The organism is Halomonas sp. KO116, assembly GCF_000734975.2.
GTDB classification, from domain to species: domain Bacteria; phylum Pseudomonadota; class Gammaproteobacteria; order Pseudomonadales; family Halomonadaceae; genus Vreelandella; species Vreelandella glaciei.
Map to the genome: position 1 here is coordinate 115,999 of NZ_CP011054.1, position 22,543 is coordinate 138,541.

At 48.6% G+C, this 22,543-nt stretch carries 17 protein-coding genes; 13 read left to right on the forward strand and 4 right to left on the reverse strand.

Features of this window, described 5'->3' with window-relative positions; translation table 11 throughout:
* Nucleotides 1–58: 58 nt before the first annotated feature.
* From KO116_RS23555 to KO116_RS23565, 3 genes are all read right to left on the reverse strand, one after another.
* Nucleotides 59–1,069, reverse strand: a complete 1,011-nt coding sequence (locus KO116_RS23555; RefSeq protein WP_144408670.1) for a hypothetical protein — start codon at nt 1,067–1,069, stop codon at nt 59–61.
* Nucleotides 1,070–1,199: 130 nt separating this feature from the next.
* Entirely contained in the window at nt 1,200–2,006 is an 807-nt protein-coding gene (locus tag KO116_RS23560; protein WP_094584663.1) for a hypothetical protein, read from the reverse strand.
* Between the two features lie 116 nt (nt 2,007–2,122).
* The gene (locus KO116_RS23565; protein WP_035564271.1) at nt 2,123–3,775 is read right to left on the reverse strand and encodes a hypothetical protein; all 1,653 of its coding nucleotides are present in this window, start codon (nt 3,773–3,775) and stop codon (nt 2,123–2,125) included.
* 587 nt (nt 3,776–4,362) lie between these two features.
* Here KO116_RS23565 and KO116_RS23570 point away from each other — a divergent pair.
* The 5 genes from KO116_RS23570 (at nt 4,363) to KO116_RS24390 (ending at nt 14,711) form a co-directional block, all read left to right on the forward strand.
* Nucleotides 4,363–5,778 carry a hypothetical protein gene (locus tag KO116_RS23570; protein WP_035564272.1) on the forward strand — a complete coding sequence of 472 codons (1,416 nt, stop codon included), beginning with the start codon at nt 4,363–4,365 and terminating at the stop codon, nt 5,776–5,778.
* A gap of 551 nt (nt 5,779–6,329) precedes the next feature.
* Nucleotides 6,330–7,826, forward strand: a complete 1,497-nt coding sequence (locus KO116_RS23575) for a 3'-5' exonuclease (RefSeq protein WP_045812351.1) — start codon at nt 6,330–6,332, stop codon at nt 7,824–7,826.
* Between the two features lie 222 nt (nt 7,827–8,048).
* On the forward strand, nt 8,049–9,074 hold the full coding sequence (traF, locus tag KO116_RS23580; protein ID WP_052703883.1) for a conjugal transfer protein TraF: 1,026 nt from the start codon (nt 8,049–8,051) through the stop codon (nt 9,072–9,074).
* Between the two features lies 1 nt (nt 9,075).
* Nucleotides 9,076–10,512 carry a conjugal transfer protein TraH gene (locus KO116_RS23585; RefSeq protein ID WP_035564274.1) on the forward strand — a complete coding sequence of 479 codons (1,437 nt, stop codon included), beginning with the start codon at nt 9,076–9,078 and terminating at the stop codon, nt 10,510–10,512.
* Nucleotides 10,512–14,711, forward strand: coding sequence for a conjugal transfer protein TraG N-terminal domain-containing protein (locus KO116_RS24390; RefSeq protein ID WP_052703884.1), 4,200 nt, complete (start codon nt 10,512–10,514; stop codon nt 14,709–14,711). The genes KO116_RS23585 and KO116_RS24390 overlap by 1 nt, the downstream gene beginning before the upstream one ends.
* A 28-nt stretch (nt 14,712–14,739) precedes the next feature.
* Here KO116_RS24390 and KO116_RS23595 read toward each other — a convergent pair whose 3' ends face one another.
* Nucleotides 14,740–15,300, reverse strand: a complete 561-nt coding sequence (locus KO116_RS23595) for a hypothetical protein (protein ID WP_144408671.1) — start codon at nt 15,298–15,300, stop codon at nt 14,740–14,742.
* Between the two features lie 300 nt (nt 15,301–15,600).
* Here KO116_RS23595 and KO116_RS23600 point away from each other — a divergent pair, with 300 nt between their 5' ends.
* From KO116_RS23600 to KO116_RS23635, 8 genes are all read left to right on the forward strand, one after another.
* Nucleotides 15,601–16,062: a transglycosylase SLT domain-containing protein gene (locus KO116_RS23600; protein ID WP_082072733.1), complete on the forward strand. Its 462-nt coding sequence runs from the start codon at nt 15,601–15,603 to the stop codon at nt 16,060–16,062.
* Nucleotides 16,063–16,074: 12 nt separating this feature from the next.
* A complete protein-coding gene (locus tag KO116_RS23605) occupies nt 16,075–16,617 on the forward strand; it encodes a hypothetical protein (RefSeq protein WP_035564278.1) in 543 nt (180 codons plus the stop codon).
* 15 nt (nt 16,618–16,632) lie between these two features.
* A complete protein-coding gene (locus KO116_RS23610) occupies nt 16,633–17,178 on the forward strand; it encodes a FlhC family transcriptional regulator (protein WP_035564281.1) in 546 nt (181 codons plus the stop codon).
* A 401-nt stretch (nt 17,179–17,579) separates the two neighbouring features.
* Nucleotides 17,580–18,650: a ParM/StbA family protein gene (locus KO116_RS23615; RefSeq protein ID WP_035564283.1), complete on the forward strand. Its 1,071-nt coding sequence runs from the start codon at nt 17,580–17,582 to the stop codon at nt 18,648–18,650.
* A 79-nt stretch (nt 18,651–18,729) separates the two neighbouring features.
* The gene (locus KO116_RS23620; RefSeq protein ID WP_035564286.1) at nt 18,730–19,443 is read left to right on the forward strand and encodes a hypothetical protein; all 714 of its coding nucleotides are present in this window, start codon (nt 18,730–18,732) and stop codon (nt 19,441–19,443) included.
* A 373-nt stretch (nt 19,444–19,816) separates the two neighbouring features.
* Nucleotides 19,817–20,296 (forward strand): conjugative transfer protein MobI(A/C), encoded by a 480-nt coding sequence (gene mobI / locus KO116_RS23625; RefSeq protein WP_035564288.1) that lies wholly within the window; start codon nt 19,817–19,819, stop codon nt 20,294–20,296.
* Entirely contained in the window at nt 20,287–20,898 is a 612-nt protein-coding gene (locus tag KO116_RS25265; protein ID WP_144408672.1) for a hypothetical protein, read from the forward strand. Before mobI ends, KO116_RS25265 begins: the two co-directional genes overlap by 10 nt.
* Nucleotides 20,899–21,122: 224 nt before the next feature.
* Nucleotides 21,123–22,484, forward strand: coding sequence for an IS1380 family transposase (locus KO116_RS23635; RefSeq protein ID WP_045812082.1), 1,362 nt, complete (start codon nt 21,123–21,125; stop codon nt 22,482–22,484).
* Nucleotides 22,485–22,543 lie beyond the last annotated feature (59 nt).

Genomic DNA, 22,543 nt, shown 5'->3' on the forward strand with positions numbered 1-22,543 from the left:
TACGCATATAGACATAAAAAAGGCCCGCTGCAGCGGGCCTGAGTTATTCGGAAAATGATTAAACCATTTGATCGGGATCGGTCGTTGAGCCGGTTGAACTACCGTTAGCTCTTGCTTGTTTTGAACGCTGCCTTTGCTGCTCGGTTGCCACGTTATCAATGAGTACCTTTTGAATAGCCATGCCTTCGTGAAGCCCGCGGCACATCCAGCGCAATACCTTTCTCTGATCAGCTTCATCGAGGTGCGACGTAATTTCTGGTACCTCAGTTATCTGGAGGTTGCTTAGTAGCGTATCCATATTAATCTTTGAGAAGTAGTCTCGGCCAGAACGCAACTTCGCTAAATCGTGATAGGCCAAGGTCCCATTTAAACTGTGTTGAACCGCGCTGGCTACTTCGGGGGTCTTTTCGAGCATCTTTACTTTTATGCTGCTCGGTACCAATGAACATGTGCGTATAGATTCGTGCCAGCCTGCATAGTGATGCCCTGGTTGCAGCCCGCCCTCTGCCCAGTCCGCCATCAGCTGAGCGAACGCGCCACCAGCCTGTAGGTTAGCGATCGGTTGGCAGACTAATCCACCTGCCGCTATCCGCTGGGGCTCGACTCGAAAGCCTGCTGCATTACTCGCCTCAAGTACCTCTTTTGGGAATTGTTCAGCCGCAATATAGGCACTTTGCTGCGTACCACCACTGCCCATATCGGTTACCTTGTAACCAAGGTTCCCCAGCATGCGCACAGCGGTTTGGAGCTGGTGATGTATCTTCTGAATGTGTTCCTGGCGCTGGGTAGCGCCAGCGATGCCATAAAACTTTTTTACTTGCTGACGAAACACCTGGCTGGAAGTAAACATCATCCAAAATTGATCAAACCACCTACCGTCAAAGTCTTTTAACCAAAGCTGAAATGATCCCCATAGCTTCGGTTGGTTTTCTTGCCCATCAGGGCTAAATAAAATACACACGTCGATGGTTTCTTTGAGCGGCGCTTCAAAGTACACCGCGTAGTCCAGCAAAATTGAGCCGCCCATGTCTGCCTGCCGACTTGCACGTTGTGCGTTGATGACTTTCATCACAGAGCTGACCATGTTGGTTACTACCAATTAGAAATCGGTATAATCTATATACCTAGTGGAGCGTTAAGGCATATTAAATTGAGCATTAATGCATCGTGTAGCGGTGCGCCTGTTTCTCCAAAGTGGATCACGCTCCCGATACGCCCATTACCTGCTGCCCGTCGATCTGGAATCCATTCTGCTTGGCCAGCAATTGAATAGCTCGCGATACCGTTCTGTATTTAGCCCGCTGTGCAGTGACTGCTTGCATTACATCGGATGGTAATTGCTCAGCGTGTTGGTCAATCAGCCGACTAAATTTAACCAAAGAGATAGGGAATCCCCCACCCTCAGCTTCAACAATACGGCGAAGTGCTTGGCCAACCTCCGTTAAATCTACTGGGTAGTGGTGCTTGGAGTTCTTAGGCGTCACCTCGTTACGACCACCTGGCGTACGTTGGTAAGGCTGAATATCACTTCTGGACACCGTTTGGTTACCAGTAGGGCTTATACCTGTCTTATCTGCCTTGGCAGCTACATCATGGTAGACCTCAATGTGCTTTTCCGGTTGCTGTAACGTGCAGGCTTTGCAGCGTCGAACGCCGTTGATGCGCAATACGGCCAATACAGCTTCGCTATCGTCACTCAGCACCAACCAGGGTAACGTTTTGAGTTTGGGTAATTCCTGCGCTAACGCAACGCCCTGTGCAGCGAGTGCCATGTGGGTACTAAGCTCTCCACCACCCACAAAAAAGCGAAATATTTCTGCCTGCGGATATTGCAGCCCTTTCCAGCGGTGTAGCCGGCGAAGTTCACCAACGATCACCACTATGTCATTACTGATATTGAGGAAAGCTAGGTCACCGGGACGGCGAAAATCATCAGCGTTGATCAGCACAACCCGACGGTCGGCATCGTAATTAAGATGGGAAATTAGGGTATCAATCTGATTCACGTCGATAGACTCACACGGCAAAATTTATGTCGCCTATGGTAGCTTGGCCTATCGTCATTCCTTGCGGCGCTAACGGTCCCTTAAGGGCAGCATCCGAAAAATGCCACAAATAAACGCTAGCGCAGCAAAAGCGGTGGGTAGGTATCCGGTAATGTGAGCGCTGCCAACTCTCTTATCCTGGTCATTCGCGCTTCGTTTTGTTGCAATATCTCCAGCGTTTCATGACTGTGCCTCGCCTCGATCACTAAGGCATCCTTATGGATATTTGATGCTTGTATTCGCAAGTTCAGATCGTAAAACTGCACTACTAACGGCTCCGAGGGAACGTCTGGCAAGTCTATAAGCGAGGTCTGTAACGCACGCCGTCGTATTCCTTGCCAAAGTTGTCGCGCAAACTCGACCCTCGACCGGGCAACGTTTTTACCCATTACCATGTGCGTGCGGTGCATAAGCTGTTCAGTGGTCACGATGTAGCTGTTGTCATACGTAGCGTGGTAGCGAAGGTGGTAGTACACCTTATGCAATAATCCGCTACGCTCTTTGATTAGTTGCGGATGTACACCAAGCCCCTGGCCTTCAATCAAGCCGCGCCATAAGAGAGGGTGCAAGCTGAATGAGAAATACCGCATCCCTGTCGTTGGTACCCACTCCTCAGACTCAACACTTGCACTTGATTCCCCCAGGTGTCGCCCTTCTGCAGGATTTTCTAGCAGTTGGAACCGCACCCGGCTGTTTGCTTTATTGCCGGTCGCCCCAGTTAGCCGTTTCGCCAGCTCTCCCTCACGGTTGAGGTCGAATGAAAAGACGGTATTAAGGATGCGAGCCATGCCTTTTTGCAGCGCTTGGTAGGCACTACGATCGGCATCTTCTCCCATGACTAATTGCGTGATGGGCTTAAGGTCTAGGAATTGCCGGTTAACAGGCGGGCGTCCTGCCACTAGATCTTGCTCAATGCTGCTAGCGGCTTTCATTAAGATAATAAGCAGTAGCTGAGCATCGTCAGCCGTCATGATTCCGTAGTCCAGCCCCTTCTCCCAGTGGTTATAAACCCGGCCTGCCGTGGTTTTAATGTTCTCACCGGCAAGCACGATTGTGCTCTCTACGGAGTCGGCATCTTGGCGAACCGTTGAGCGGACGCAACGCTCAACTAGCTGTGCCACTAGCGCCAGCGTCAACGGGTAGCTAGCTCCTGCTCCCATTGAAAGGTCTTTTGGCTGAACGTAATCTGTTACCAGTCGATAGGTTGCTTCTATTTGGTCGCGCTCTTTTTCGACGGCCTTAGGCGCTTTCCGTAACCCAGTTTTACGATCCTTACGCCAAAGAGCTTGGTTATCCTGTGTGTCTTGTCTTCCACCGCGCCATTCCTCTTTCACTTCATTATGGCTGCGAAGTTGGTACACCATGCCCCGCTCTGTCTTGAACGGTAGCTGCTTATGACCAGCGGCAGATTCACGCCAAACAACACCACAATGTGCCCAACGAGCAATTAAGACCTTCACGGAGTGCTTTAGGTAGTCGATATCGAGGCTGGCGCTATCATCGTCATCAAGCATCACCTGGGCTATCTCCGTGACAGAGAACCCGGCGGTTTTTGGGTTTCGCTCAGACAATGTTTTCCATGCCTCTAACAGCCAACGCTCACGCTGACCGATGCTATTCACATGAGCTGACGGCGTTCTTAGGCCAGTCGATAGCCACGCCTCGATGGTTTCACTTGAGGCGCGTAGGAAATAGGGAGATTCAAAAATTATCGTAGTGCTTTGGCTCATGCTCAATACGCTCAGACGCAGCCGACGTATAACATTGCTCTAAGGGCAAATTATAAGCCACTGATTTATATGGTTCTGCCAAATGAGCAAGCGCTAGAAATGACCATAAAGCAGGTGTATTGGTCACAATAATACACCCAATAACGTATTAAAAAAAGATTAAACAATATTGATCAGGGTTGCAGTGTTTGCTAATATCTTTGGCGGGAGAGGTATGTTGTATATGAACAACTTATGTAAATACGCTTTTCCAACATAAAAAAAATCGCCAACGCCGGGAGGCGTTAGCGATATTAGTAGTAAGCATATCGAACATACAGAAACTCGATCCTGAGTTTCCGACGATGCAAAAAGTTCCTGCCAGAACCCCGCATCAACCAACGCAACAACGTTTCAATTAGCAATAAGGAGGTCTGACTATGAACTAGCACATAATCCCATTACCAAGGCTCTAGCGTAGCTATTGCCTTACACCGAGAAGTCACTGACAGCTCGATGGCGTTGCGTCGAGAGATTTAATCTCTTGAGGTAATTTTACGCCATATTCTGTGCTGTCACAACAAAACGTAACATCGTTGGACAGAGCAATGACTGAAATGGCGAGAGAGTTTTCTGGTTCCGGCCTTACTGCCGGCTACCAAGCTCTTTATAACAAGAAAATCCCCCTCGATGGGGCAGTAATAATTCGCGCCATGCTTGCCTGGGTCTCCAGTTGCCCTGCCTCGGCTTCCGAAGCCGCCCCTATCTATATTCAACAATCCAAATCTAAACCCATGCGCCTTATTAACGGTGATGGTGACGCTGACCTTTATAAAAATTGCCGTTTACGATTAGTGCTAGCCAATACCCAGCATAGTGGCGAAGGCACTGGCTCAAAACCTCAACAAATGTTGCTACCTCGCCACTTGTACCGCCTTGGGCACCTGCTCACCTGTTATAAGTACCAAACACCTGGCACGCTGATCGAACTCAGTGCAGATGATAGGCACTACCAGGGCCATTTTTCCCCTTACGAATTTATCTGCGGGCGCCTGGGGCTCAGCTTGTCTGGATCGGCGTATTCCCTTCTGGAGCAAGATCTAGCTACCCTGGCCACCACCATGGTGCATCTTCAAGAACGTAGCCCACAGGGCGGCTGGCATACACGTCACAGCTACCCGCTAATACAACGTTTGGATACCGGTCGAGTCACTTCTACGGGAGGCCGTCTTGACATTCATCAAGCTGCAAGAAGGCGGCAATTCTGGAATGTCGAGCTAGGACAACCGCTTGTTGCGATGCTCAACACTAGCGCCAGCGAATTGACGGTGACTATGCCTCCCGCGTGGGGCTCTGCAGGTAAAAACCAGACCGCTCAATGGCTAGCACTGTTCGCTGAGTCGCATGGGTATGACGGGAGGACTGTGTTTGATCACAACATAGGCACTTTGCTGCAGCGAACGCGGCTGACGCAAAGCAAAGCTGGTGAGCTGGTCGCAAAACTCACAAAGCGCACCCAACGCCAATCGCAACCACACGCACAGCCCAGTCAACAAAGCCTGTTTACTCCTAATGCGCAGTCCGCTGACCCAGTTCATCTTAGAACCAGCAGCCAACTGCTCGATGCAGTGAGAGCTCACGGCCAACGAGTACGTACTGGTGCGCGCCGTATCAATATTGCGATAGAACGCCTTATGGCTGGCGCGATGTACCGCGACTGCTCGGTTGTTTCTTGGGGCAATGCCAACCGTCGTAGTGGTCGCCAACACATTACGACAACCCTTTTGAACAAAATGCGGCTCATCCATTGGCCATCCCAGCTTCAACAATCACTGCATACTCTCACCTACGAAGCACGCCAATCCGCTGCGGCATTGATGAAACGCATACCCAGCGAAACCTTGCACCTTTATGCCGCCACGCTGGCCTCGATCCTTACTACTCCACGGCCTCTCTACCATCTGAAAGAAACGCTGGCTCGACGCCTACAACTGCTCACCATAGATAGAGCGGTGCCCATCTAGCGGTACTTTACCTTTTAGCTCCCCTTCTCTATCGCATCCTCTGCGATGGTTTGCGTTGCCTAACGCTGCTCAAAAGCCCTTGTCTGTACTCATACTTACTACTTAATCCGCTTACTTACGCGAATTTTAACCGCTGTCATTGATAACTCATTTCCCGGCATCAATTGTGCGAACTTATCCACGATTATGATGATATTTTAATGAGGTAACTCCACTGTAGGTGAAGCACCTTATTCTGAAATGCGTTAGATCGTGAGTTAGCGAGAGACAGTGGAATCTATCGCGATGATAGGAAGTAAAAAGCCGCCAAGTTTTCCAAACAAGGCGGCTTTGGGTCGCATACTTTGATAAGTAACTGAAATTGATAAGTAAAAAATGACGCTATAGGTATGTTATAGGGGGTTTATTAGTAATTATTGGTAATTATGACAATTAGGCTGGTCGCCGTTTTTTTAAAAAATGAAGTGAATGGGACAGCAAGGGCACGTTGACCACCCCTGTTAAGGTCGCTTTAAGGTTTAGCATACAGTGATACTTTGGAGGGCGAATGGGTGAGTGAGTTCACGTATACCAGCGAACAGGCAGCAATCATTAGCTATGATGGCCCGCGCCTTGTCGTTAAAGCGTTTGCGGGTACCGGAAAAACCTTCACGATGGTTCATTTCGCCCTCGCTCGACCGCATCTAAAATTCCTCTACCTGGCGTTCAATCGTTCAGTTCGAGACGAAGCTGAATTGAAGTTCCCTTCTAACGTAACGTGCATGACCTACAACCAGCTGTGCTACCACCGCTGCGGTGTTCGGTACCGTCATAAATTGGTTCAATCTCTGCGCGTAGTGGATGTGGCTGAAATTCTAGGGTTACGCAACTGGATTGAAGCTCGGGATGTGATAGCGGCGATAGATGCGTTCTGCAATAGCAACGACGACGTATTGGATTACAGCCATTTCCGGTCCCAAGCTAAGCAATCCTCACAGCACTATGTTCGTTCGGTTATCGCAAATGCGATGGCGTACTGGGCGCAAATGATTGATCCCGACAACGCGACGCCTATTCACCATAACGGCTATACCAAGGTCTTTGAGCTGTCGCGTCCTGACTTATCCATCGACTTTGATGGCATCTTGTATGACGAAGGCCAAGACAGTCCTCCTTCAACGATCAAAGTGCTGGTCATGCAGCAGAACCTACAGCTGATTATCATTGGTGATCCCGCGCAGTCCATTTACCTGTTTCGTGACGCGGTTGATGCGTTGTCGTCTCCCGAACTGGAGGATGCCACCTGCCTGACGCTAACAGAGAGCTTTCGCTTTGGCCCTGGCATCGCCGCTGTAGCCAACGTATTTCTGTTACTCAGCGGTGAACAACGTCGAGTCAAAGGCTTGGCCTTGGGGGATAGTGTTTTAGAACCAGAAAAATTCAAGTGGTCATCACACCAGGGGCAAGTTTGCATACTGGCACGCACCGTTGCGATAGTCCTTGGTGTGGCTTTGTATTTTAGTGGTAAAGGTAAGAAAGTTGGTTTTGTCGGTGGATTCGATTCTTATGGCTTTGATGATATTGAACAGGCCTTCTATTTGTATCTTGGAGATATGCCCAAATTGAAAGGGACGCGCTTAGTCCGTGAATTCCCTACCTTTCAACAATATGAAGCTTTTGCCGAGGCTACAAAAGATAACGAAATGCTCCGCACTTGTCGGATCATTGCTGACTACCCTACGCTACCCATTCAACTTGCCACATTGAAACAGCAGCTATATGCCCCGGAGGAGTGCGACATATTGGTGGGCACTGCACATAAGTCAAAAGGTCTAGAATTCCCTACGGTCTACTTGGCCAGCGACTTTCCCGATCTGTTTTCACCGGATAGCCCCTACACTGATGCGGAACTTCAACAAGAGATCAATCTATATTACGTCGCGACAACGCGTGCCCAGAAGCTTCTTGTCTTGAATGAGGGGGCTGTAGAAGCTATCAAGCGTGTAGCTAAGTATCAGAAGGAAAACCCTCGTTCTACCCCAGTGGCGCCTATGTCAGTAGCTTCGTAAGAACCGCTACAAATGCTATTCCACCTGGCCTGTCAGACGCTCAAAGTGCACTGCATGCAGTGCAAATAAACATAGGACTAATACCCTAGCCTATACATAGCAATCAAATTGCTTTTCAGCTCCATATCCCACCGCACTCCCTTAAGGGTGCCTTAGCCGCCCCCCTCATTGTTGCGTTCCGTCATAGCATACCGTCAACTGCAAATACTTCGCGGACTGCTCATGCACGCTGGATACACGAATAAGCTGTTGGCACCTTTCGCCCTCGCTATCGCGCTAGGGCCATGGGCAATGGCTGCCATTGCGAACGATATAGCCGATGCCCGCTTTACGGAGCGTAAAGAAGAAGGCTGGTTTTTCTACAATGAAACCTATGAGGAGGAGCCCGAGATAGTGGAGCCACCGCCTCCCGAGCCTCCACCTACGGTTACTGTAGTAGAGCCCCCTAAGCCTCAGGAAATGGCGCCTGCGCCCAGTGAACCACCACCACCATTGTCTGCTGAGTGGATGCGCGAGAACCTTCCTAAATATATGGATAGGGCCTGGAATGATCCATCGCCTGAAAACGTTCAAGCATTCTTTACCCTCCAGCGATACGCGATGGACCGAAGTGGTGAATTTGCCGAAGTTGCGCAGAAAGTCACCATGGGCAACGCCATGCTGGATGAATCGTCACGACGCCCATTCTCAACTTTTGCAGCTCAAGACCTCGATCGTTTCGCCGGTCAACAACGTACCGCCTTGCTCGATAAAATCGCAAGTACGGCTGGTCTGTTTGTTATCTATTCCAGTGAATGTCGGCTATGCCAAACCATGGCACCAGTGCTGGCGCATTTGAATGGTCAGTTTGAAATGACACCAATCAGTATGGATGGCAAAGACCTGCCGGGTGCCCCCTTCCCCCGGATGCGTCCTGACCAAGGCCATGCAGAGCAATTAGGCGTCCAAGCACTGCCAGCCATTTATCTGGTATCCCAAGAAGCTGAGTTTATCCCGCTGGCGCAAGGCGCTACGTCACTCACTGAGCTTCGTGAACGAATTGTATTGGGCGCCATGCAAATGGGGCTGGTCACTCAGGAGGAGTACAACCGAACCCGGACCGTCAATAACCTCCACCTTAATTTGGCTAAGCAGCCGATTAACCTTGAGAGCAATCCTGACGATCCGACCGGCTTTATCGACCCCGCTGTGTTGATTCAATCACTACAAATACCTGCCCCGTCATCATTATCACCGGAGCGTCGCTAATATGCGTGTTATTGCTTTTGCCTCACGGTTTAAAAAGACCGCCCTAGCGGCGGTCTGCTCATCTGTATTGCTGATGCCCTATGCCGATGATGTGCGGGCAAGTGGCCTCCAAAGCCAAATGGATCGCATCTTTATGGGTATGACGCATACCACGCCTCCAGGTGTATGGGAATCCCAACGGCGAGGGGTCATCACCGGAGGTAGGGTTACAACAAAAAACCCGATCATGACGGAAAGCCTCGTTCGTGTTACCCCACCCTCTTGGGCCGCAGGCTGTGGCGGGGTGGATATGCATATGGGTAGCTTCTCGTTTATAAACTCCGACCAGATGGTACAAATGCTTCGTGCCATAGCGGCAAATGCGCAGGGGTACGCCTTTCAGCTAGCCCTCGATACGGTATATCCGTTGGGGGCTAAGTGGATCGAAAACTTCCAGAAAGTTGTTCGCGCAATGAATGGTTCAATGCTGAACTCTTGCGAAGCAGCACAAGGTGTTGTGAATGACACGATCAATGCGATTGGTTTTTCGGAACATGTTCAGGGCATGACCGAAGCTAGCTCTATGGGACTGGTTGATGGTTTCTTTGATAGCTTTTCCGAAAGCTCCGGTAAAAGCACCGGTCAGTTTCTCGATGAAACGGGGGCAACGCGCCGAGCTGCAGTTCGCGGCAATATCGTGTGGAAAGAGCTTAGAAGAAATGCGGCGCATTCTTGGTTCCCAGGCGGTGATCTCGCCCTTTTAGAATCCATTATGTCGATCAGCGGCTCTACTATTGTCGGCAAGTACAACGACGATGGTGAGCAGGATCTTAATATGTTGGCTGGCAATATACTGACGCTGGAAGATTTAATGCAGGCGGGCGATATCCGTGTCTATGACTGCTCAAGTGATTCTACAGAATGCAATATTTCATCAGGTGACACGAAAATAATTAGTAATTTCGTCGGCTTCACAGAGCTTTTCCGCCGCACCCTTCTTGGCCATGACGGCTCAGGCGGTGTTCCGGCCTCTCCAGGCATCCTGCCCAAAATGGCCGCTAACATCGGCACGCTGACGAATGAAGAACAAGACTTTATGGCCTCGTTGCCCGATAGCCTAGCGTCAATGCTGCGCAATCTTGCAGCGGTCAACCCAGGTGCAGCTCAGTTCTTTGTTAATCGCTCCTTGACGACGTTATCGCTTCACATGGCACATGGCCTTGCCACGAACATGATCCACGCCAGTATAACGACGGTAAGCAATAGCAATAACCCGTGGGCACCCCAGGTTGTCGAAAACCTAATGTCTTCACAAGCTCGTCTCGAAAGTGAGTTTGCTTCGTTATCACTGCTCTATCCAGACATGAACTCAATACTATCTGATTATCATCAAACGCTTGAGTCGATCAGCCTGAATCGCTACACGCTTCAAGACATGTCAGCGCAGAGGGCTAAGTAATGTTTACGATCTACTCCATTGGCGACTCTGCGTTTCTAGAGCAAATATTGATAGCTATTGCCATGGTGACGAACACTGGAGACTTCACCAAAATGGTCTCCTCCGGCTTATTGCTGGGTGTTTTAATCATGGCATTCCAATCTTTATTCCGTGGTGGCCAGACGATCCCCTTTCAGCAAATCTTGGTGTGTTGGATTCTCTATGCTTGTGGTTTTGGCCCCACCGCTACCGTCATTATTGAAGATGCGTATACCGGCGACGCACGTGTAGTCTCCCAAGTGCCGCTTGGCGTAGCTGGAGCAGGTAGTATCATTTCGACAGTGGGATACTCGATCACGTCGCTGTTTGAAACGGGTTATGGGGTAATATCACCGAGCGTTACATCAAACCACTTTGCAGATAGCTTGAAGCTCTTGAATGATGTGCGCAAAGGTGTGGCTGATCCTGCCGTTTTTAGCGCCATAAATGGCCAGATTGGCGGCGATGCTGATTTACGTAGAAGCCTTCACACCTACATCACCGAATGCACACTGGTGAAACTCGACCGTAATCTCATTAGTGCCGAGGAAATGTTTACCAATCACACTATGTCAGCGCTTCGCTTTGATAGTGAAATTTTTGGCACCAGAGTATACGACGGCCCAGTGGGAGGAACGCATGTAAACTGCTCCGAGGGATTTGACCGCATTCAAGATATGTTATCGACCATCGGAATGCCTGACTCCCAAGACGCAATTTCTGCAGTAATGCGGGATCACGATATCTATACCGATATTTTTTCCAAGCTTGATGGTGCGATGCATGCTCTTGGCCTTGGCATGTCTGATGCTCAAAACTATGTACAGTTATCTCTTATTGAACCTGTTTATCACGAGGCTGCCGCTGGCAAGTATCGTGACTTCCGCGACTTTACCAGCAGCATGATGGTGAACCAGGCGATCCAACAGCGAAACACCCAATGGTCGGCTGAATCTTCCATGTTTATGTCGATTGTTCGGCCGATGCTGGCCTTCATCGAAGGCTTTGTGTACGCCATCACTCCCTTTATGGCCTTTCTAGTGGTGCTAGGAGGGTTTGGCATTCAGCTAGCTGTTAAGTATGGCCAGATGCTCCTTTGGACTCAGCTATGGATGCCGGTACTCGCTATCATTAATCTGTTTCTACATATGGCTGCATCTAGGGAAATGGCGTCATACAGTATGGATACAGGGGGGATATCCACCTTTTATGCCTTGTCGCGGTCCAGCGATATATTGGAAAACTGGATTGCCACAGGGGGGATGCTCGCAGCGGCTACCCCGATCCTTACGCTGGTATTAGTGACCGGTTCATCCTACGCGATGACTTCGCTCGCTGGTCGAATGCAGGGGGGCGATCATATTAATGAAAAAATGTCTAATCCCGATGCCGCTACCAACGATGCGGTGCTGAAAAATATGCCTAAACAAACCCAGGACCCGACGCAAGGCCAACGGAATACAGGCGCCGAGAAAGCAGTGGGTACTTTTGCAATTGGCTCCACCGTTGGTAGTGCAGTTTCCTCCGCTGAATCGCATATGGCTTCTGCAACACAGAACTTCACTAAGCAATTGGGTAGCTCGATTCAAGAAACTGCCGGCACTAACAGTGGGCAAGCGCTTTCCAACGGTATTGCTGCCTCAGTGCAGAGCACTGGGTCTGAAAGCTCAGAAGCAGTGATGGGAGCCTCCCAGCGCTTATCGCGTGATCTAGGTTATACCGGATCGGAAGGTAATCAGGTGGCGAACCAGATTGCAGCTGCCGCAACCGCCAATGTCGGATTTAGCACTAAACTGGGTGGCGCTGGGGCTAGTACAAGCGTAGGGACAACGAATACCGACTCCAACCAGTTCTCAATTTCGGATTCGCAGCTTCAAAGCTATATGTCCGACAACGGTGTTTCCGAAAAGCAAATGGCCCAACTTTCTCGTTCAGTTGCCCAAGACCTTACGCGCAGTGATAGGCAAGAAGATGTTCATTCACTTGGTTTATCAAATAAAGAGGATCTACTTGAATCAGCGAGTGAAGCCACCCAGGCTTCACAAACATTCTCATCCATAGATTCCCTATCAAGCTCTTATGGAGCTAATGACAGCTATGATTGGGCAACGCTATCGCAAAACCTCGTTAAACCGTCTACTGACGGTCAAACCGCTGCAGCAAAACAATTACAACAGGAAGCGGCGTTCTTAAACAGTGGTGAGGTTAATGAACGTACCGATGTGCTCCAGGAGCATCACGGATTTGGTGAAGCCCAAGCGCAAGCAATGGCTCGCCTTGAAGTCATGACGAACAGAGGTTCCTATGGTAGTGAACAAGAGTACCTAAGTGGTATGTCAAAAGCCTTGAATATTGCCGGTGGCGCCATGGGTCGTGATTTTACCGGCCAGGAAGCACCCAATCCTATGGAGCACTCATCCCTTAGCGAGCGGACCCCTGACCTGGATAGTACCCCTGTCACTGATGAGGTTCGTGGGGGTGTTACGCCTCCTACTGCCCCGAGTGGTTCAATGACTGATCTTCGTAATAATGCCAATCGTGGTATTACTCCCGAAGATGAATATTCAGCTGTGAACTTTAGCGGAAGCACTCCAGCCGCCGTTAGCAGCGCACATGCACAAAATACGTCTGCTGTTGAGGAGACGGATAGAAACAATGTTCAAGAAGTCAGCGGCAAGTCATTTGAAGCTGCAGAAACACAGCTCTCAAGATCTGCTGAGAATGCTAGAACTGACTCAAGCACCATGGAAAACGTAGTTGCTAGTCTTGGCGGAAATGGGTCTGCACAGAGTATGGGAGTGAATGAGCGACATGCTGATCATCACATTGCGTCTATGGGAGCCGAAGAAAGAGCTGAGTTAATTGCCAAAATTGATAATGGCAGTGAAACAATGGGCAACTACTTATCTAACCTAAATTCGTTAGGGCATCGAGGGGCCAAGGACGCTGATCCAGCGGTCGCTGAGGCTATTCTTAGAACGGAAGATGGAGACTATTCCTCTGTTGGTAATGTAGACCCACAAACTCTCATGCAAATAGGTCAACAGCGGGATATTCGTCAAGAAGCTGAAAGTATAGGTTCATCGGTAGGTGGTTTATTCTCAGCGGCAAAGGATTTCATAAGTGGTGATTCTGGATCTGGAGAGCAGCCTTCTCCCACTGAACGCGCTCACAATGAGCAACTGTTTGCCGCACGCTTTGATGCAAATCAGAATCTCGGTTTGTCCGAAGGTGAGACAGGCATAGTTGCCGCTATGGGCACTGGCTCAGCCCAAGAAGGATACCTAAACCACTACACCGATAAGCTTGTACAAGAGCAAACGGCGCTGCTAGAGAAGCAAGGTATTGATGACCCAGAACGTGCTCAACAAAATGCAGAGAACATAAAAGCCAACCTTATTGATAGCGTAATATCTACGGGCTCAGCTACCCCGGCATTATCTGCTATATCACAGATGCGAGATTCAGCAGAAGGCGCTTCGACGGGACAGCGAGATATTCCTGCACATGAGGGCCTTGCTCAGGATGTAGACACCTCGACGTTACCGAAACAGAGCCCAGATTATGGCCCTTTAAATGTTCAGAGTAATCCTGACGCACCGCCTTCATCGCCCTCTAGTTCAGATTACACCCCGATAGAACTGCCCCCCTCTACTGGGAATCAAACGATGGGCGGTAATAGTGGAGAAAGTGGTGGCGGTTTCACCAATTTTTTAGTTAGTAGTGCAGGAGCATCCGAGCTAGCAGAAGATGCACCTCGTGTTCCATTTAATGAGCAACAAATGCAAAGTGGCCAACCGTCACCAGGCCCAGCAGCTATGGCAAGTGAGGCACCTGCCCCGACACAAGGTGGCCAAGGTTTTACTGATACAGTTTTGAGTTCTCCTGAGCCATTAACTCAGTCCGACACACAAAGCATGCAGTATGTTCTTGGGGATGATCAGTCATTTATGAATGCAGTGTCCTCAGAGCCATCATATACACCGTTGAGCAATGAGTTAGGAAATGGCCAGCCACAAGATCCAGACTTCCAGCAAAACACTTGGTCTGAGTATGGCAATGATCCAGTGGCTCAAGAGCCGCAAAATATGCCCCAACGCCAAACTAATAATCAGTCAACGCAAAGCAGTAGCGAGGAGATAAAACCGAAGGAAAGGCGCGCACCACCAAAACCTGAATGAAACAATGTCTGAAACTGCACCCCGTATTCTAAATACGGGGTTTTTTATAGTCTAGGCCAGGAACTTGCGCTAATAGATCAGGACTGTCCATAGCTCTATGCGTCATTGAATTGAGATCATCGGCAGCGGAGCCGCCGTGATTCAGTAGGAATCCACCTTTCACATTATTTTGGCCGGATGGCCATGCTCGTTCGCTGCTATCTGAAGGGTGAATTTGTGGAAGTGTTTTGAGTCTAGCAAATCCTCCGTATGAGGCGATATGTACGAAGCGCTGATCAACAGCGAACAATGTGGAGGCTAACAACGTACCGAACACAATGGCGTATTCATTCGGGATAATGCCTACATCAATAATGCTTAGAGCCAATACCCCCACCCAACCCATGATCAAAGTCACTAGGGCTATACGGGACGCCTGTAGCATTACCGTCAAGAGAGCATTCGAGGAGGCCAGCCAGCCTAGGAAATAGGCTTTGGTAGCCATATCATTAGGAAAGGCCAGCCATCCAAAATATACAAATATCAGTATGCCTGTACATAGAAGCCATGCTGCTAGGAATACATTTGTTTTAAGTGATAGAGATTTCACGGTCTGCCCTCGCACGTTTAGTTAACCCAATTATATATGCTGATTCGCGCAAGCCTAATTAAATGGATAATTCACTGCGTATGTAACTGAAAAGATACAAAAATGCCCTTGCCGGTATTCATTACCCATTGATAATTGCCCTCATCTGTCGCTGTCAGCTTACAGCCCAAAGGTAATTATTAAATGAAAGCCTCAAAAATCCTCTCTGCACTTGCTGTAGCGTCTACGCTGACAGCGTTTCCTCTTTCTGCATCGGCGTCACTGAACCACGCACAGCAAAGTAGTCTGTTGTCCGGCACTATGTATGAGGCTCCAGCGCGAGCACATAACATTGACCCCCTCCTTCTCTATTCTGTAGCACTAGCGGAAAGCGCATGGCGCGGAGCCAACGATGGTGAAATACAACCATGGCCATATACGCTTCGTGTGGTCAGTGAACCAGGAAACTACCAGCCCGACCTTTCAGCTGCTCAAAGTGAATTACAAGGGTATCTTGAACGGTATACCTCGATTGATATAGGGCTAATGCAGGTCAACAGTCGGTACCATGGCCATCGTGTCAGTTCGCTTGCTGAGCTACTAATTCCAGAGAAAAACCTACTGGTCGGCGCAGAGATACTACGTGAAACCATTGATTCGGCACCGAATGATTTGCAGCTCGGTATTGGCCGTTATCACCACTGGTCTGATGAAGTACGTGCTCGGAGCTATGGCGCCAGGATACTAGCGATCTACAACAATCTGCTTCAAGTATTGAAGTAAACTGGAGCATCTATGCCAACCTCGATACCACATTATTCGTCGTGCCTTTATCGCTGGGATTTGAGTGTCTGGCGGATACTCCATCAGATCTCAACTCAGCAACCTGAGCAGGCAGCAGAGGCTTTTGCATTAGAGCCGCATATCGTCAGTGCGATTGCCGAACTCTCTCCACGCGAATGCGAGCAATTGTCCTCCGGGGTGATTTGCTCATTCATACCGTTATTTTCGCACATAGAGCTGGAGAACATCGTAGCGATTGGTACGGCTGAATTAGTAATATCATCGAACTCTGAGTTGAATATGGTTGAGAGGATCTACTGGGAGCTGGTTGCACGGGCAGCGTTTCAAAATCCAATGCTTGCGGCCGTTCGCTTTGGTATATCCCAAGAAACAGCAATTCTCCTTGGACAGGCCTCGCCTATTGCAATCCATGATATTTGTACAGAATTACATCTGGATTTCCGGCTCAGGTTTGAGCCAAATATTATATTAGAAATGCAACATGCCTCAGCTACCACCGCTTTAATGAAGCGTGCAGCAGCGGCACTGGCTTAAACAAGGGGTCGGGTAATGCAATTAGGTGTCGAATCAATTCAACGCATCACACTCGCACGTGAGCTAATACTTCGTGGATATGTCAATAAAATTATTGAGATCGAGTCTGGGCTAGGTACGAAAACGCTCAACAGGCTAAGAATGTCGCTCAAAGAGGAAGGCAAATCCTGGCCACAGCCTCCAAGGGGCACACGGCAGGCGCAGACAATCATCAAGAGAGTTGCACATAGGCAAGAATTTTCGATAATAATGCTGGCCTATCGCAAGTATGGTGGTGATAGCATTTTCCAGCATGTCAGCATTACCGCATTGAATAGCGCTTATGACACGTATCGTCATTTGAAAGGTGAATTCGCTCCACATACGGAGCTAGCGAACATTAATGATTGCTACACGCTTGCTGTTGATCTGCGCTCCGCAGAAGCAGAATACGAAAATTGCACTGATTGTAACGTCAGTTATTTTGTTAGCTTTTCTCAAGAATCGAGCTATCGCTGCCCTTTCTGTTTGAACCGGGAAAATGCACAAAAGAACCAAGCCCCCGCCTCACTCGCTTCATAAGATAACGCTGCTAAATAACTACCCGCTCATGTATGGGCGGGCTGCCCTCCTCTAATCAATACCCTCCCCTCCGTTAAAAAAATCCAAATCATTACTGAATATCATCTCAATTACCCAATGCAAAGCTGACTATTATTCTGCTGTAAATATACAGTCATACAAATAAAGCCTGTGTTTATAATACAAACATATATGAATGTCTATCTGTATATTTGGATATGTCCAAAAGCACGAAAAACAGGGCTTTAACAACGGCAGAGGCCTACTTGGAACGGTATAATATACATCCATACAAATAGAAACGACATAAATATATACATCTATTCCTTAATATACAGATATAATGTATAATCATATCACCATGGATGGGCCAACATATCGAACATCAATGAGGTAAAAAAATGCCAAATTCTATGAACATAGGCAGTCTCGACATAGGCTTCCATAATCTAAAAGGTGGTAAAACAACGGCTGTCAGCGTCGAACAGCTGCGTGAACGGCTTGTGGCTCCTAATGACTCAGATATCGAGCTAGAGCTGTTTTTACTGCCAGCTGGGGCATGCCCCGTACGTGAGTTGCCACATAGCCTGGGTAACCAGATAGGTGGCGAAACAGTCCTAATTAACGGGGAAAAGTGGCAAGGGGGTATTGATTTCGGACTAACACCAAATATCAATAAAGACTACTCAGATGCTTATAAGCATACGAACGAGTGGAAGGCATTGCTTTATACCGGGCTAAAACGGCTTGGAATGGATCGAATTGATTGCCTCGTATTAGGACTACCCTGCGAAGAATTCTATAAATCTCCTGTTGCAGTTAAAGATGTAATAGAGCTTAGTGTTGGGAAACATAAAATTGATGAAGATTTAACTGTTGAAGTTAAAAAAGTAATAGTTATACCCCAGCCGCTAGGGTCGTTTCATGGTTATTATCTAGCTGAGCCTGATGAAAATATCCGAAAAATACTCAAAAAAGCTATAACCGTTGTTGCCGATCCGGGTTACGGCACGTTCGATTGGGTAGTTATAAATAAAGGAGAGCATGTATTACAGCAAAGTGCTGGTTCAACTCGCCAAAGTGTAAGAGCTGTATGCCTTGAAACTGAACGGTTAATACTTGCAGAGAACCCGAATTTAAAACTAGCACCAAACGATATTGAGCAATGTATCATTACCGATGACTGGGAAGTTCTCGTTAATACTAAGTTAGTAGATGTTAAACCTTTTTTCGAGAAAGCAGCTGATAATATTGGCAAGTCCGCCTTTAAATATCTAAGAACTGCGTTAAGCTCAAGCTCTATTGATCCGCAAATATGCATCCTAACAGCTGGTGGAGCTGAAATATTCAAATCAATAGCTCTTAAGGAATCTGGTGCTGATAGGTTACTTGTTAGTGATTATAGTATTTATTTAAATGTCTTTGGATATTTGTATGAGGCTCTTAAGCGGAAAGAAATAGGCGAATGGTAATGTCATTATAGTAAAACATGGGGGTAGTTCATCTACCCCTTTTATTTAATATTTATAAAACTTTGCGATGGTGATTATTATGAGTGAAGTTATAGCAATACGTGGGCATATCCGATCTGATGTGAATCCGCTGACATACGAATGGTCAAAAGAGGGCTCTCGTTATTTTCCAAAAGCAATGGTAAGCAATGCTGAAAATATTTTGCGATTTCTAGAGCTCGGTTATACTCCAAACGTAACTGATGCGCAGAATATATTAGGCTATTTCAATCACATTGATATGCATCAAAAGAGCTACTTGATACAGGCTGTTATTGATCCCTCTCAGCATCATTTTCTCTACCGAGTATTATCACCTATTAAAACAGATGAAGGCAGGTTGAGGGAATTGTTGCGTATCCATGATATGTGGGTTTTATATTTTGGAGCTGTAGTTTTTAAAAACAATCCCATTGAACGATTGGTAGGCAATGGTGTAACAAGCCATAGAAGATGGGCAATCGTGTCAGAGCTGGATAGAGATAATAGCGACAGTTCTATTGAGTCGAACCAAGAGAAATTGAACGATAATAAAGATGGTTATGCTGTGAGCAAGAAAGACTATAGCTCAACCCCGACGAATGCCATTGGCGGTGAACAAAAAATGCCGTCAAAGCATCAAAGCTATGATGCCGAAGAAAACAACAGGCCAAAGGAATCAATACCACAACCTTCAAAATCTAAAAAACAAAACAACAGTAAAGCACCAACGAAGCCTGGAAATAGCCTCCTCGATAGTGTTATTAAGAAATAAATAGGCTCTTTCAGCATGTGTTATATCATTATGTTTAGATGGTTGTTTGGGTAAGATTTTTCCTTCGCTCGAAGGGCTTAAGCCGCGCAACCATAGGCTTTTATTCTTGTTCAGGCGGAGGTATAGGTGATGAAAGTTGACAGTTATATACCAATAGAAATAGAATCAACAACCTGTGGGCTATATACCAATATTGGTATATATGCCCTAAGTTACTATATTTATACCAATAGAAATGGCTAATTGCTTTCGTGTGATTTCCTTTCCTATTGGTGCTGGCAATACAAGTTGACTGATTTATACCAATTATTGGTATATAAAATTTTATACCAATAGATAGTAATTGGTATTCATCCTAGCAGAGAGGTCCTACATGCCACTCCAAGAAATTGCATCCTTGAGCATGACCGGTATGCAAGCGATTCTCTCGGAGCTTGATGCGGAGCTAGAACGCACCTATCAACACGCCAAAATGATATGTGATATGCATTGGGAAAATATGCTTGAGGAGGCAGATGACCGTACGCCACGATTCATCACTAGAGTACGCCCCTATAAGGGCAGCTTGCAGTGTATTTGGATGCGTGCTGGATCTCGACCTCCGAGCACGAAGGGTGGTCAAATCAAGGCAACTCACATACCTAAGGGAACGGGACGTAACAACCCCAATTACAAATCCTCAGCTTTTAACAGAGCGGAAGCCTGGGAAAGGGAGCTGATAGATGAAACAGAAGCAAACTACGCACTGCTACGTGAACGGTATATGAAACTATCGAGCGTAAGAAATGAAATACTAAAAACAAATGCGTTAGCACATAAAGCCTTTGGCAGAGTTGGGATATTATGGAAATAGTCGATCCACGCCGGAGAGGAATTGAGGAGCATTCACGCTTTCATGACCTAGTATCGGCTCATCACAACAATATAGTACGCCGCTATAAATACTACTCTTATGGTATTTTGCTTGTATCGGCCTCATTGCTTGCCAGCATTGCAATCATTTTTACCAGTCAATGGCAGGTATATATATCTAATAGCGATCAAGTGTTCGTATTTGTATTGTGTGGCATACCATTGTTATCATTTTGTCTATATCTTTGTGACTTTTTAGTATTATCGTCCGTATTTGATAGTAATGAACGTCTTTACATAAATGAAATGCCACACAAGCTATTAAGATGTGATATGTATGCTAGTGAAAAGCGTTATATAACTAATAGTCAGCCTAATGGGTTTATTCCTGATCAGCTTTTTTACAATGATGAAGCGCAGATTGTTATCTGTGATACAAAGACCCGCGATAAACTAAAAGTTTACAGTTCTGATGTAGAGCAGTTGAGCCGGTACGCCTCAGAGCTTGGCCCGATCGAAGGCCGACCTATCTGCCCAACAGCCTATATCCGCTGCGTTACGCCTTCCACAACACGATTCTTGCCGGTCAAACTCCGCTTTTAGCTCTGAGCATGCCCTTAAGGGCATGCTCAGGCCCCCCGCTACTTTCTTGTCCCTGCTACAATTCCGATCATTGTCTGATTTGGTATTTTTGCCCGTGATCTTCAAATTTTTGCGCGTTGAGCTTTCAATAAATCCTGAATCCGTGAGACCGGCCCCGGAAGCACTTCTAACCCACTGACCTGCATGGCAATATAGCCATTATCGCCATTCACCCAGACAGTGCCATGCCCAACATAAAGTTCCGCGCCAGTTGCCGCACCCTCACTAGCCACGCCGGGCTGTCCATCATCGGGCAGTGCTTCGAGATCGCTGGCGTCGACAGCATCGACAGCCGCTTCCCCACCACGCTGGGCATGCGCACCAGTGACGTGATCAAGAGCTACCTGGGCCTGCTGTGTCTGGGCATGAGCGACTATGACGCTGTCGAGAACTTCCGCCGCGACAAGCCCTTCCAACAACTGCTGACCCTGCAGAAGGTGCCGAGCGCGGCGACGCTGCGACAGCGGCTGGAGAAACTTGCCGCCAACGACCTGCAGGCGCGCACCGCCACCTGGTCCACGACCCTGCTGTCACTGATCGAAGCACCGATCACCGCCGAGACGACGCACGTCTGCCTGGACATCGACACCTTCGTCATGGACAACAGCAACTCGAAGAAGGAAGGCGTCTCGCGGACCTACCAGAAGGTCGATGGCTACACCCCGATCGCCGCCTATCTGGGCAACGAAGGGTGGTGCCTGGGTCTGGAACTGCGGCCTGGCAAGCAGCACACCATGAAGGAGAGCAACGCCTTCCTGGAGCGGGTACTGCCTCGCGCCCAATGCCTGACCAAGCAACCGATCCTGTTACGCGAGGACAGCGGCTTCGACAGCCAGGCGCACCTGGCGCTTCTCGAACAGCAACGCCAGGTCTTTGCCGACGAGGGGCGCCGGCTCGACTATGTCGTCAAATGGAACCCGCGCGGCTCGGCCACGGCTGATCGAGATACCTGGCTGGCGGTGGCGGCGGACTACTGGGAAGAGCTGCGTCCTGGCAAGCGCCAGGCGCTGTGGCCGCAGACCGTCTCGATCCACGACGACAACAAGACCGAATACGTCGTCCAACGCGTGATGCGCCTGGTAGAGCGCACCGCCGATCGCGATGGCCAGTTGCTGCTCGAACCGGACTATGAGTTGGAAGGCTGGTGGACCAGCCTGGACGAGGCGCCGGAGGCGGTGATCAAGCGCTACCAGGCGCATGCCACCCATGAGCAGTTTCACAGCGAGATCAAGACCGATCTCGACCTGGAGCGGCTGCCGTCGGGCAAGTTCGCCACCAACGATCTGATCCTGCACCTCGCCCAGCTGGCCTACAACATCCTGCGGCTGATGGGGCAGCTGGGCATGACCGGCGAGCTGAGCCCGGTTCGCCACCCGGCCAAGCGGCGCCGGCTGCGCACCGTGCTACAAGAGTTGGTGCACCGTGCGGCTCTCGTGATTCACAAGGCACGGCAGATCATCCTCGACTTCGGGCAGGACATCGGACGCATGACGGTATTGAACACCTTGCGAAGCCGCCTGCGCTATCCCCGAGGCACGCCATGCTGATCGTCAATCGGCGACACTCTATCCACAAGCAGTTCCAAGCGACACGCGATCGCCAGATA